This is a genomic window from Sulfurimonas sp., assembly GCF_041583195.1.
Taxonomy (GTDB): domain Bacteria; phylum Campylobacterota; class Campylobacteria; order Campylobacterales; family Sulfurimonadaceae; genus Sulfurimonas.
Map to the genome: position 1 here is coordinate 1 of NZ_JBFHGL010000013.1, position 14,000 is coordinate 14,000.

Below are 14,000 nucleotides of genomic sequence, written 5' to 3' on the forward strand. Positions count from 1 at the left end.
AGGTAAGTATGCTATATTCCACCAGCTATAAAAAAACAACGATGAAAAAACTAATAAACCCTTTGCCCCTACTACTAACCTTCTGTTTAATAAAAAGAAATATATAAAAAACGTTATAGGTAAAAATAAAAAGATAAACTCATAACTGTTAAAAAGCACCTTTTATATCCCTTATACATCGAGAATTAAGCTATATCTACTCTCAATATAGTTTTCTTCTAGTAAAACTTTAATATCTTTTTGTATTTCAAAAAAATTACTTTTAATATATTCATAATCATTAATAAAAGACTCTACATCTAAGTACTTTGAAATAGCATAAGAATCACATTTCATTAAATTAGGTAAATTAGGATAAACAAGCGGTATACCTTTTGAAAGTAAATTAAAACTTTTATTATTGATAGTTATAGCCTGTACATCTTTTTGATCTTTTACATAAGGTATAAATGATAAAACTACATCATCACAATAAAGGCTATTAATATCACTAGTACCAGTATACTCAAAATTATTATAATTCTTTAGCTTTTCAACATTTTGTATAGAACTTTTAACTATAGGTCCAACAAACCTAACTTTAATGTTCTTTTTTAAAATACCTTCTATAAACTCCCAATCTAACCTATCATTAATATAACCATAAAATAAAACTATATCTCGCTTCTCAATTTCTTTAGGTTTTGAATATTTATTCTCAGCCCATGGAAGGAAAAGATGTATATTTTTATTGTATGTCTCCAAATCCTTATATATTGAAGTAGACATTGCTAAAACTTTATCTGACTTAGCACAAGTGTCTACTAGTAATTTTTCAGCATACTTTTTTCTAAATGGTTTAGCTTGTGCTACAAAATCATCATTTATTACAGTTACGATTTTTTCACTTTTAAATATATCTCTTAAAAAATCATAGTCATAATTAAAATTAACTATATAGTCTATGTTAATATCACCTAAAACTTTTTGAATATTTTTTTTAGTTATATAGTTATTGAAAGTGTTTAGTATATTAATAAATTTTAATTGATGGTGAAAAGGTTCATAATAATTTACTGTATATAAGTTTTCGTTGATTTTTTCAAACCTATTAGCTTTTGGAATATTGTAAGCTTTTTGAAAAAAAATAACTTTTTTACCAACTTTTGTTAATAAATTTGTTACTTGATGTCTTATTCTTGGAGCTTCGTCCCAATTTGATTTAGTAAATATTAAGACATACTTTTCTTTATTTTCTATCATTTAATAACTCATTTATTATATTTTGACTTGCTTTACCATTACCGTACAAGTCTTTATTGACTAATAACTGTTTATTATTTATATTTTTATGTATCTCATAAAAACTATCAATGATTTTTTCTTTATCAGTGCCAACCAATACATTAGCATTACATTCAACTAGTTCAACCCATTCTGTTTCTTCTCTTAAAGTAATACATGGATTTTCAAAAAAATACGCTTCTTTTTGTAAACCTCCACTATCAGTTATTACCAATTCACAATGCTCAAGAAGCCAAACCATTTCTAAATATCCTACAGGCTCTATAATAGTGATATTATCAGATATTTTATAGTTTATGTTTTCCAACTTACTTTTTGTTCTAGGATGTAGTGGCAAAATAACTTGAACATTTTTTGCAATTTCATCTAGTGCATCAAAAATATTTTTTAATTTTTCATTATCATCAGTATTTTCAGCTCTATGCACAGTACAAAGTAAAAAGTTATCTTGTATATTACAGGAAGGCTTTTGTGCAAATTTTTTATAGAAAAATGCACCATCTTGCATAACATCACCACTCTTAACAATTTCACAGTCAAAATTTCTATATCCTTCAGCTTCAAGGTTTTCAACTGCTTTATCTGTAGGGCAAAAAAGGATATTGCTTATCCTATCAGTCAGAATTCTATTGATCTCTTCAGGCATATTCATATTGAAACTTCTTAGACCTGCTTCTATATGAGCTAATTTTATATGCAGCTTACTCGCTACAAGAGCTCCAGCTAGTGTTGAATTAGTATCTCCATATACCATAATCCAATCAGGTTTTTCATTTAATGCAACTTCCTCTATTTTTTCAATCATTTGTCCTGTCATTGCACCATGTGATTTTCCTCCTATTCCAAGGAAATAGTCTGGTTTTGGGATTTTCATTTGTTGAAAAAAAACATCTGACATATTAACATCATAATGTTGACCAGTGTGTACAATAACTTCTTGTAAACTATTATGCTTTAAAATCTCTCTGCTAACTACTCCAGCTTTAATAAACTGTGGTCTAGCTCCCAATATTGTTAAAATTTTTTTCTTTTTACTAGAGTTTGACATTATATACCCTTTCCCAAATCGCTATATTATACAGTCTCCATTTTAAACTACTTTTTAATGCATCAAACTGTTGAATCAAAATGTTCATATCAGATATTTCATTTAAAACTGTTGATCTTTTTACTTCTTTTTTCATATCTTCACTTATTGAATCAAGCCAAATGTCTTGGGGTGAAGCAAAGCCAAGTTTATCCGTCCTGTAAACTATATTTTTTGGAAGTATATTTTCTATAGTTTTTCTCAAAATATATTTACTCCAACCATCTTTTATTTTAAAACTATTATTAATGCTTAAAGCTGTTTCCAAAGTTTTGTAGTCTATAAATGGCAATCTAGTCTCAATGGAGTTTTTCATTGAATTTTTATCCTCGTATCTTAAAAGAGCTGGTAAATTTGTATTGATAATCTCTAATTCTTGAAGCTTTTCTATAGAAAAATATTTGTTGGATATATGATTTAAAACTTTAAAATCATCCAAATATGATTCTTTTAAAAAAGAGCATTGTTTTATATATAGTTTTTTTCTTATTTCAGCAAATGAAAAACCTATAGAAAACTTAAGTATATTCATTATACCCATTCTGTTACTATGCTTCGAACTAGAATGTATACTTCTTATAAGACTAAAAAAACCATGATTTTTAAAGATATCAATAAACATTGCTGGATAATATTTATCATATCCTAATAATGTTTCATCACCACCTTGTCCATCTAATAAAACTGTACAACCTATATTCTTTGCCTTTTTCATAACAAAATATTGCATAAATATTGAAGTACTTCCAAAAGGTTCTTCTTGAGTATATACTACTTCCTCTATACTTTTTTTGAAATCTTTTATACTTGGTTCTACTACATTCATATCCAAATTTGATATGTTTGCTACTTGTTCTGCAAATAAACTTTCATCTGTTGCTTTATCAATTGATTTAGCATGAATAGCTGTAAAACTACTATCAGATGATTTTTCATATTTTTCACTTGCCATAGTAGCAACAGTTGAACTGTCTAAACCACCACTAAGACAAGTTCCAACTTTTACATCACTTCTTAATCTATACTCAATTGATCTAGAGAGCTCATTTTTATAAAGTTCAACACTTTTTTCTAAAGATAATTTTTTAATATCTTCATCTATTTTAATGTTGTAATACTTATAAATATTAAAAGTATTGTTCTTTAAATCATAAACTAAATTATGAGAACCTTGCAGTTTAATTATATTTGAAAAAAATGTTTCTTCTGAATATTCTAAATAACCTGTAACAACATAGTTTACAAGTATTTTTTTATTAACTTTGTTTTTGTTGTTAAAGTTTAAAAGCTGTTTTATTTCAGAACCAAAAATAAATTTATCTGAATTATTTAAATAATAAAACGGTTTTATACCAAATCTATCTCTACTACAAAATATAATATCTTTTTCTTTATCATAAATTGCAAAAGCCCACATTCCGTTAAACTTTTCTACACATTTTTGCTCCCATTTATCATAGGCCGCTAAAATAACTTCAGTATCAGTATGTGACTTAAAAACATATCCAAATTCTATAAGTTCTTGTTTAATCTCTAAATAGTTATATATTTCACCGTTGTATGTAATAGTAAACTTGTCCATATAGTTCATTGGTTGATGCCCGTCATCACTAAGATCTAAAATAGAAAGCCTTCTATGAGCAAAGGCAAAGTTTTTCTGAAAATAAAAACCATCTGAATCAGGTCCTCTATGTGATATTAGATCATTCATTTTAGTTATTTCATTTTTATCAACACAATTTGCATTTTTATTGATAATCCCACTAATCCCACACACTAGCTCATCCCTTCATAAGTACTTAAAAGCACTTCTTCTTGCTTTTCCCAATTGTATTGTTTTTTTACATTTAAAATATTTTTTTTCAATTCAAAATCATCATACAATAATATTTCATTTATAGATTTTACAAGAGAACCTACGTCATTAGCATCGGCTACTGTACCTACTTTATATTTTTTAATAAACTCTTTCATCTCTGGTAAGTTTGATACTATTACTGGTATTTCAGCCATTAAATACTCAAACATTTTATTAGGTAAGCAATACTCATATGATAAACAACTGCCCTCGATAAATGAAATACCAAAATCTGCACTAGAAGTGTACTCTAAAAGTTCTTGTGGTTCAACTGCATGATGTAAGAAAATATTATTATATTTATTAACATATTTGTTAATATAGTTTTCTAAAGGACCATATCCCATAAAAACTATAACATTATCACTTTCAGTAATATTAACGAATGCTTCTATAATTAGTTCTATACCTCTACCATAACTCAAACCACCCTGATACAAAAAAACTTTTTTTTCAGATGATATATTAAATTTTTTTCTGAAAATATTCTTTTTTTCAACCGTTTTGTATCCAGGACAATTTAAAACTAACTTTGGTTCATCTATATTGTATGTATACGTATACTCTTGCGCTATTCTTTTACTAACTGTCAACACTTCATCCGCATATCTTATTAATAGTTTTTCTACAATGTAGTTTAACTTCACACTTATTTTAGATTGATTAGGCTTTTGATTAATTTCCCATTCATGAGCATCATATACAATTTTGACCTCTTTATTAAAAAGAACTTTTACAAGTACACCTATTGGTAAAGTGTTTAGATCATTACAATGCAAAATATCATAACTCTTAAAACCTTTTACTACTTTATAAATAAACTCAAAATACTTAAAAAGTTGAAAAATTTTTTGTTTTGGCCAAAATCTAGTTTTTAATGACACTCTTTCAACTTCTACATTTCCAATTTGCTCTTTTAACTTCAGTCCATCATTATGTAATGCAACAACTTTGACATTATAATTTTTTGATAAACTTAATGCTTCTTTTAAAACTCTACTATCATTTGTAAAATCATTTAGAACTATTAGGACAACTTTTTTCAAACTATAACTTTCCTTTTATGAAGCTTCAAATTAACCATTAACATAGCTAAAAGTAATGGTACAACTAGAAAAAATAATTTTATATCTATGACGTATGAAGAAATGCCAGTAATAGAAATATCTTTATAATGTAACATTAAAAAAACTATTGTACCTATAACAATAGGTGTTTTTTCTAGTCTATTTAATACATGTGAAATAAAATAAATAATTAGTCCAACTATAAACGGTAGTATTAGAATACCAAAAACACCAAAGTTTGCATATGCTTCCATCCAAAACACAGAATTTTTATTTCCCACTATATCTAGTTCCAACATTTCAGGATGAACAAATTCAAATAATTTAACATTTAAATTAAAAGGAGTATGAGGTAATATACCTCCAGGATTTGGAAAAGTACTGCCTAAAAGAAAATCATTTTCCTTAGGAATATAGTCAAATATAAAATAAGCACCAGATAAACCAATAGAAATTCTTGAGAGAATTTTTTCTAATATTAAGAATAATTTACCTTCGTATGAAGGAATAAATAAAGAATAAGTTATATATAAAAATACAAAAATAGAAATAATAGAAATCAAAAGATAACGAACATTTATTCTTCCCTTTAGTTTAATCATTGTATAAACTATCAATAAGCCTATTATTAACCAAACAAATTGCGACTTTTTGGCTATCGATAAAACTGCAAAACTTGACACTAAAAATGAAGTAAAAAATAAAGTAAAATTGAATATATTTTTTTTTATCAACCATGATGCAAAGTATATAAAAGTTATCAGAACAAGCATTTGGTTACCATATAGTTTATACCAATGCCAATTACCACCAAAACTATTTCCCATTAAATTTCTTGCCATATCTATTGATTCATCACTATCTGAAAGCGCTACTAAAAGAGCAATTTGAGGAACTTTTGAAAGGTACATATACAAAACTGTAATCCCAATTAAAAACAATATAAATATTATGATATTTTCATTTAAGTTAAGTTGTCTAGAATTAGCATAATTACTCTCTATTGTTCCCATTTTTAATACATACTTTGCATATATAAAACCGAGTATTACACTGCTTATCGTCCAAATATTAGCAAAGAGCATATACATAATATGTTCTTTATTATCTATTCCTATTTTGTAACTAAAACTATCTAAGTGAAAATAAAAAGAAATTGTACCTACATAGGCTAATGTTAATAAAGCTATTATTAAAAAACTTGGGATTGTTGGACTCAGTACACTAGAAAATAATTTATTATATATATAAACTGCGATAATTGGAAAAATAAAAAAAAGTAAAATAAAGTAAAAATCCATTATCATTTAGAAATCAACCTCTGTCTAACCATGTCAATTAAATTTTTATAAAATTTAATATTATTAACTGACGAATTATGCCAAAGCATGGTAAATTCATCTGTTGAATACATTAAGTTCAAGACTTTATTATAGGCTGATTCATATGTAAATTCATTATAGTTAAATAAACTAGCATCCATAACAACTAAAGGTCTTTCTTTCAACTTTAACTTCTTTCTATTAAGAATATTAAACACACTATACTCTTTACCTGTACCACATCTAAACCCTATATAGTCTGCATATCCACATGTCGAATCTACTTCTAATCCGACATCTTCCCAAATCTGCCAAGTTGTAGGCACTTCAAAACGAAGATAATGTTCCCTTCCTTCTAATATTTTTTGGTTAGATATTTTTTCTAGCGACTCTTTTTCCAGCTTTAATTGTTGAAAATCATTATAAGCATCATATGATGGATGTATACCAATTATATGCTTTCTTTTTTTTATTTTCTCTATTAAATCTACTGCTTCTAAGTCAAAAATATTATACTGCTTATCGTATTTAGTATTACCGCCGCTCATAAAATAAAATCTGCTTTTAGTACCTAAAAATTCACTTTTTTCCATAAGAAAATCAAAAGTATCATACGGATCATTTATTTTATTTCTACATATAGCAGAATATTCTAAAATTCTTTCCAAAGCAAGACTAAAGCTTCTTCTTTTAATTATATCTGATATAGCAATTTTCAAAACTTGTTTTAAACTCTTCCATCTATATATAACATCTACATCATGGCTTATATATAGTTCATAGTCTTTTACTTTAAACCGATTGCTATCATATTCTAGCTCAATAAGAATATTTTTTAGCATAGCAATATATTCATCTACAACAGCTCGTTCTAAAAAACCATTTTTAAAAGCAATACTTTCAAAGGCAGAAAACCTATTATGCTGATCTCTTTTCTTATTTACATATTCTTCCCATCTAGTAAGCATGAAAAATATTGAAGCAAATATATCAATACCACATATAACCACTTTTTCTCTGTCATTAATTTTTATGTCAAAATTTGAACTACCATAAATAACTGCTACATCATTTTTACTAATAAATTTATTTTTAGTAAATTTTACTTCGGAAGGAAGATTTTCCAATTTTAAATATTCTAGTTCTGTTTTGTATTTATTAAAAAAATGATCCTCACAAAATATTTTATTGCCATTATCTAATTCAATTTCCCAGTTACAACAACTAGGATTAGAACTTATGACTATTTTATATTCTATATTTAAAAACTCCCGAAATATAATATCTATGATATATTCTCTTTCATGGATATTATTATTTGGTATAGTTAGTTTAATCATTTTATGATTTCTTTAAACATATTTTTGAGTTTTAACAACCTAGAATTTATTTTTGTTATTGTAAAAAACGGAGTCTGTACAGCCCCAAAACTTCTAAAATATTTTTCAATATTTTCTATCATACTACCTTCAAAATCAAATGCTTTATTATTTTCAAGAGCATATTTTATACTATCGAATAATATTAAGTCCATACCACCTAGATCTTTTTTTGTGTCATCTATTCCACCCATTAAATAATACACAGTATTATTATCATAAACTAAAAAATTAACAGCTATTATTTGATTATCATATTTCGCAAAATACATTTTAACTGAATTATGTTTTTTACAAGATTCAAATATTTTCTTCACTAATTCAAAACTATATGGTATTTCTATACCTTTTCTTTTGAATGTCATTGTATTTAGTTCATAAAATGTTTCAATATCATCACTTTCAACTACCTCTACACCTAATTGAAGTGCTTTTTTTCTTCTTCTTCTGATATCTGTTTCAAACTTATTATCTAGCTCATCTAATTCTATATTCTCTATACGATATGTATATTTTGTAGTCTGCTCAAATCCATTCCAATAAAATGGCAACCAATTTGTTATACTTGTATTAAAATTTTGTGTAAAATAATCAAACTCAGGCAATTGTTTTATAATTTTTGTCATCATATCTTTTTCCCAAGAAAGACGTTTATAGTATTTTTGCCCTTTTGGATACTTTATGTAAACTCCAAGTGTTTGAGTGAGTTTTGGCATAACTATCATGTTAAAGATAGCTTTCTTTTTCAAAACATACGGCATACTAGCACTAATATGTCCACCTTTTTCTACAAGTAAAACATCCCAGTTATCCTTTCCACAGACACTATCTAACCACCAATCTTTACTAAAAATAGGGATATCATTATTATCACTACAAAAATTTTTATATTTTTCTTTATTTGTCACTATAACTCTTCCAATCTAGCTTTTCTATCTCTTCATTAAAACTTTTTATCTCTTCTTCATTTAGCGATATTTTTTCTGTTAGTTTAATTTTAGCGTTTTTAAAATCTTTTTTACTTTTAACACCAATAAATTCAGTACATTTATCTAAAGTAGTATCAAAATATTCTCCCAGTTCATTGTATTTTATAAACAAAAAAGATTCTTTATCAAAAAGTCTTATATCTTCAACTATTTGTTTTTCTAAATAAAACACTTGCTTTACAATTTGTTCATAAGCATTTAACTTTTCAAGTTCTTTTACATTTTTTGGTTGTATAGACCAGAAGTTGCTGTCACTTAGACCAACTTTTCTTTTTGCTTTTAAAATAGATTGAGCTGTAAACAAAGGTTCTCTTGTAATAAATATGAACTTTGCTTCAGGAAAACATTTTTTTAATAATCTTAATCTTTGTCCAGCATTTAAATTTTTAAAAACTATCGGCTTGTCAAAATAATTTATTATAGCTGTTATTTCATCTCTTATTTCACTGATAACTGTTTCAGAAATATCATCATAATCTATAAAATGTTTATTTTTAGGAAGCCATCTATACCAAAAATTTCCACATTCACTAGGAGCATGAAGTCCATATTTTGATGTATCGCCATGATTTGATTTAAAACTATTATGTGCTTTTTCTTTAAAAATCTTAGTACTTAACCAAAAACCAAAAAAAGTATTTAAATAGAATCTACAAACTAAATTATCCATATACATAACATTTAACTGATTAGTAAGTGTTTGATATAAAATGGTTGAACCAGTTCTAGGTGCACCAATTATAAACACTGGTTGATGTTTTAATTTTAATTTAGAATACTTTTTTATTTTATTGTTTTCCCATATTTTAATAACAGGTGAAAACAACAAAAGAAATCTTGAAATCATAAAACGATATAGTTTATTCATTTTTATCCTATTTTAGAGTATAGTAGAGACAATGCATTCATCATTGGAGCATGCGACCATCTTGGCATATGTAAGAAAAACTTTTTATTCTTATTTACAGTATAGTAATAAGAACCATCTTTTTTTTGATAAAAAATATCTAAATTTTTTGATATTATCTCTAAATATTTTTTTTGTTCTAAAGCATCAAAGTACTCGTAAAACAAAGCAAAAATATAAATATATTCAGCTACTGCATGTATATCTTGTGATAATCCCTGCTGTCCCTTACCTTTTAAAACAACTATTTTTTCTTTGATAACAAAATCATCAAGCATTTTTTTTACATTTAAAATTACTTGATCTGTATCTTTATTAAAGATTTTTGCTATAGTATGCATACCCCTTAAAGTAAATCCAGTATGATATGTGTCACAACTATTCCATGATTTATTTTTCATTTTATCTTCAGTGCCAGCATATGGAATAGAGTCATAAGATAAATAATTATCTATGTAATTATAAGTCTTCAGAGCAATATCTTTATAGTTTTCATTTTTAGTTTCACTGTACATTATACTTAAAGCCGAAGCAACTAAAGCATTTGCATTAAGTACGTGTGAATTATCTTTTTTATTGCTATAATCAAATGCAACCTTATCTTTAGCAATTTGTTTTATCTGGAAGTCATTGATAAATGATTCTGCTATATTGTTTAAAATGTGGAAATATTTTTTATCATTTGTGTGCTTATATAATTTGTAGTATCCAAAAAAGACTTCACTACCACCCGGTAAATATATTGTACTGTTATCCATAACACCATCAATAAATTTTGTATTACCCATATTATTTGGATTAGGAATTCCAAGACCATATTCAGTTTTTATCAAAAATTTTTCTAACATATCTGAAACATTTATTGCCTCATCAAAATATTTATTATCTTTTGTTAATTCGTTTAAACGAATATAAGCTTGTAAAAATTGACCTAATCCGTAAGGAATAGTAGTTTTTGCATCAATTTTACACATTTTCATATATGGTATTAGTAAATTTGGAAAGAGATCTTTTACAACAAGTTTTTCAAGTTTCCTCAATACCTTATTTGTAAATGTAGGTTTAAATTTTGCCAGTTTATTAAATGGCAAATAATAATATAACCTTGGATCATAACCTTCGTATCCATACTTTATGATATATTTAAAATTAGAGTCTAATATTTTCATAATCTTATTTTTTATATTAATCATGGTTTCCTTTAAATTTATAGTTTAAATAGTTATATGGCTTTATAATAAAAGTTAAAATACAAATAAATGTTATAGCAATTAGCACTTTAATAGTTACATTATTGTCAAATAAAAATATAAAAAAAGTAAAAAGAAAATATAACGGTAATATTAGATATAAATATTTGATATTATAACTTATCTTTGTTTTTTTATTAATTAGGTATATTAACATCATAGGTCTGAATATAAACGATGTAATAGTACTTGCAGCTGCACCAATTAAACCAAATATAGGTATTAATAATAGACTTAAAATTAGATTTATAAAAAACGCTCCCCAATCTACAATAAGTCCTAATGATGGCATTTTAATAGCATTGAATAGAAATTTTATTGAAAAGAAGCCAGCAAACAAAACTATTCCAGGCACTAACAGATACAATAAATCATTGATCTTATTGTATTCTGGAGGTAATATAAAATCAACAATATCTTTAGATACCGATAAAAATAATATTGACAAGATCATCACAATAAAAAAATTTGTTTTTAGAATTTTTTCCATCAATACTGAGATTTTTTCCATTTCGTTTTTACTGTATAAAGCAGCCACTTTAGGAAAACTTACATTTGAAATACTAGCCCCTACTAATAAAAATAAAGCTGCTATTTTAATAGCATAATTATATACAGCTACATCTTCTTTTGTTAAAAAATAATTCACTAATAACAAATCAATATTATTATCTAAAAAAGCTGCCAATGATACAAAATAAACAACTGTAGAAAAACTCAAAATTGATTTTATATAATGATAGAACTTATTGTCCAGCTTTATCTTATATATTTTTGATATTTTAATAAAGCCTGTTAATATAAAGACAGTGTGTCCTGCATAAATGGCATAAATAGCTCCTTCAAGCTTATAGCCTGAAAAATATGTTATAAAAAAACTAATGATAGTAACTATAAATGCTAAAACTGCGCTATAAAATATATATTTATTCTCTAAAAGTGACTGCAGTATATGAGTTATATAGCTTCTTAAAATTATTAAAAATGCCAGAATAGACGAATAAAATATAATTTGAATATCTTCAAGTTTAAACAAACCACTCATCGGTGTACTAAAAATATTAAATATAGCTATAATTAAAATACCAAAAAACAAAGTAGTAACCAAACCGGCAGTATAATACTGTTCTTTAACTTTTTCGTTTTGTATGTCGTTTAGTTTTTGCATAAGCGCAACATTTACTTGAATTCCTAAAATTGCAACTCCGTATGCAGATGACATAACAAAAACTGCATAGATACCAACTTCTTCTTGTACTAATAAGTTTCCAAGAATTAAAGCAAAAACTATAACCGATACGCTATTTATAATTCTGTTTGCAAAATTATATAAATATTGCGACAACTTTTTATCTTTGTTTAAAATATAATATATTTTTAATGGATGCAGCCATTTTTTTAGGAAGTAAAAAAACTGTAATTTTTTTCAATACATCAAATGTAGCAATATACTTCATTAAGTTTTTAAATATATACTTAAGTCCTCTATCGAACCTCATCATATTATATTTGTAAACTTTTCTTTTCATATATAATTCAGCCAATAATATCTCTTCCATATTATTGTATGTGTCATTTATGTATATTAACTCTTTTAGTTCGTGATACTTATGCCACTCAAAAGTAAGTAGCTTATTTTCCGCTTTTAGTTTATTATATAATGGTGATGATGGCATTATAAAAAGAGGGCTTGTTGTAAAGCCATCAGCATCAACATCACTTATAAATTTAGCATTCATATCCAATGACTTTCTTGTTTCACCAGGCACACCTGTTGTAAAACATGTACTCACTCTTATGCCTGCATCATGAATTATTTTAAATTGTTCCTCTAATTTATCACGATCCCATGGTTTACTAAGTACTTTTTGTACTATAGGGTCAATTGCCTCTACTCCACAACGAACTTCATAACACCCTGATCTAGCCATAAGCTTAGCAAATTCTTCATCCCAGTTCCCAACTCTATCATTTATACTATATTTTATTTTCAAGTTTGCATCAATAATACCTTGAGCTATTGCTTTAGCTCTTTTTTTATTAGTTGTAAAAATATTACAAGAAAAGATAAATAAACTGATTCCATAATTTTCATTTAGATATTTTAATTGCTCAATAACTTGAGCAGGAGTTTGATACTCTGTTTTTGATCCATCATTTGAACTACCACAAAATGAACAACTAAAAGGACAGTTTTTCATTGTACTTAAATGAGCAGTTTTTGCTCTTAATGTAGGTGAAATTTCTTCACGTAATTTTATATATTCTGAAAACCTAAACGCTTCAAAATCAGGTAAAGGGAGGTCCTTTAAATGATAAATACCCGGATATGCAGTTAATCTATAATTACCATTTTCATTAATAATAACTCCCCCGGTTTTTTCTACTTTTCCACTTGCTTGGAACTCTTTCAATGCTTCTATTAACGGTAGTTCAAATTCCTTGTATAAAATATATTTACTTTTTAATTTATATATTTCACAAGCTTCAAGTTGATCTACTCTTTGTTGTACTATCATTGATATTGTTGGATATTTTGTCTCTGCAACAACTCTATCATTTTCTATACAGTGCCAAGCTAAATAAGTTATTACTATATCAGGATTGATCTCATCTAGTTTTTTTAAAACGTCTTCATTTGTTAAATTATCTAGTTGAGCATCAATAATACTAATATCTACATTGTCTAAATCTCTTTTAATTAACGCGTAATGAAGAGGTTGTGTATAAGGCATAAAAGGTTGTTGAGAATAACTTGCATCTTTAGATTCTCTTCTTACATATTCATCATTATGTTTTGGTGGTATTATCATACATATTTTCATTGTCTAAAATTCCTATGTTCTATCTAAAATGT

General features: G+C 26.2%; 11 protein-coding genes and 1 pseudogene. All 12 read right to left on the reverse strand.

Going from position 1 to position 14,000, the window contains the following annotated elements; all coding sequences use genetic code 11:
* Positions 1-159, reverse strand: a pseudogene (locus ABZA65_RS10955) (MBOAT family protein); the annotation flags it as partial.
* A 12-nt stretch (positions 160-171) separates the two neighbouring features.
* Complete coding sequence (locus ABZA65_RS10960; protein WP_373073578.1) at positions 172-1,242, reverse strand: hypothetical protein; 1,071 nt, start codon at positions 1,240-1,242, stop codon at positions 172-174.
* On the reverse strand, positions 1,229-2,332 hold the full coding sequence (gene wecB, locus ABZA65_RS10965; RefSeq protein ID WP_373073580.1) for a non-hydrolyzing UDP-N-acetylglucosamine 2-epimerase: 1,104 nt from the start codon (positions 2,330-2,332) through the stop codon (positions 1,229-1,231). Before wecB ends, ABZA65_RS10960 begins: the two co-directional genes overlap by 14 nt.
* Positions 2,319-4,148: an asparagine synthase (glutamine-hydrolyzing) gene (gene asnB, locus ABZA65_RS10970; RefSeq protein WP_373073582.1), complete on the reverse strand. Its 1,830-nt coding sequence runs from the start codon at positions 4,146-4,148 to the stop codon at positions 2,319-2,321. The genes wecB and asnB overlap by 14 nt, the downstream gene beginning before the upstream one ends.
* Positions 4,148-5,275, reverse strand: a complete 1,128-nt coding sequence (locus ABZA65_RS10975; RefSeq protein WP_373073584.1) for a glycosyltransferase — start codon at positions 5,273-5,275, stop codon at positions 4,148-4,150. Before ABZA65_RS10975 ends, asnB begins: the two co-directional genes overlap by 1 nt.
* A complete protein-coding gene (locus tag ABZA65_RS10980) occupies positions 5,272-6,603 on the reverse strand; it encodes an O-antigen polymerase (RefSeq protein WP_373073586.1) in 1,332 nt (443 codons plus the stop codon). The genes ABZA65_RS10975 and ABZA65_RS10980 overlap by 4 nt, the downstream gene beginning before the upstream one ends.
* Complete coding sequence (locus tag ABZA65_RS10985; protein WP_373073588.1) at positions 6,600-7,958, reverse strand: polysaccharide deacetylase family protein; 1,359 nt, start codon at positions 7,956-7,958, stop codon at positions 6,600-6,602. Before ABZA65_RS10985 ends, ABZA65_RS10980 begins: the two co-directional genes overlap by 4 nt.
* Positions 7,955-8,905: a GNAT family N-acetyltransferase gene (locus tag ABZA65_RS10990; protein WP_373073590.1), complete on the reverse strand. Its 951-nt coding sequence runs from the start codon at positions 8,903-8,905 to the stop codon at positions 7,955-7,957. The genes ABZA65_RS10985 and ABZA65_RS10990 overlap by 4 nt, the downstream gene beginning before the upstream one ends.
* Complete coding sequence (locus ABZA65_RS10995; RefSeq protein WP_373073592.1) at positions 8,895-9,854, reverse strand: sulfotransferase; 960 nt, start codon at positions 9,852-9,854, stop codon at positions 8,895-8,897. The genes ABZA65_RS10990 and ABZA65_RS10995 overlap by 11 nt, the downstream gene beginning before the upstream one ends.
* Before the next feature lie 2 nt (positions 9,855-9,856).
* Positions 9,857-11,062 (reverse strand): hypothetical protein, encoded by a 1,206-nt coding sequence (locus ABZA65_RS11000; RefSeq protein ID WP_373073594.1) that lies wholly within the window; start codon positions 11,060-11,062, stop codon positions 9,857-9,859.
* Between the two features lie 16 nt (positions 11,063-11,078).
* Positions 11,079-12,488 (reverse strand): lipopolysaccharide biosynthesis protein, encoded by a 1,410-nt coding sequence (locus tag ABZA65_RS11005; RefSeq protein WP_373073596.1) that lies wholly within the window; start codon positions 12,486-12,488, stop codon positions 11,079-11,081.
* Positions 12,489-12,492: 4 nt separating this feature from the next.
* Positions 12,493-13,968 carry a radical SAM protein gene (locus ABZA65_RS11010; RefSeq protein WP_373073598.1) on the reverse strand — a complete coding sequence of 492 codons (1,476 nt, stop codon included), beginning with the start codon at positions 13,966-13,968 and terminating at the stop codon, positions 12,493-12,495.
* Positions 13,969-14,000 lie beyond the last annotated feature (32 nt).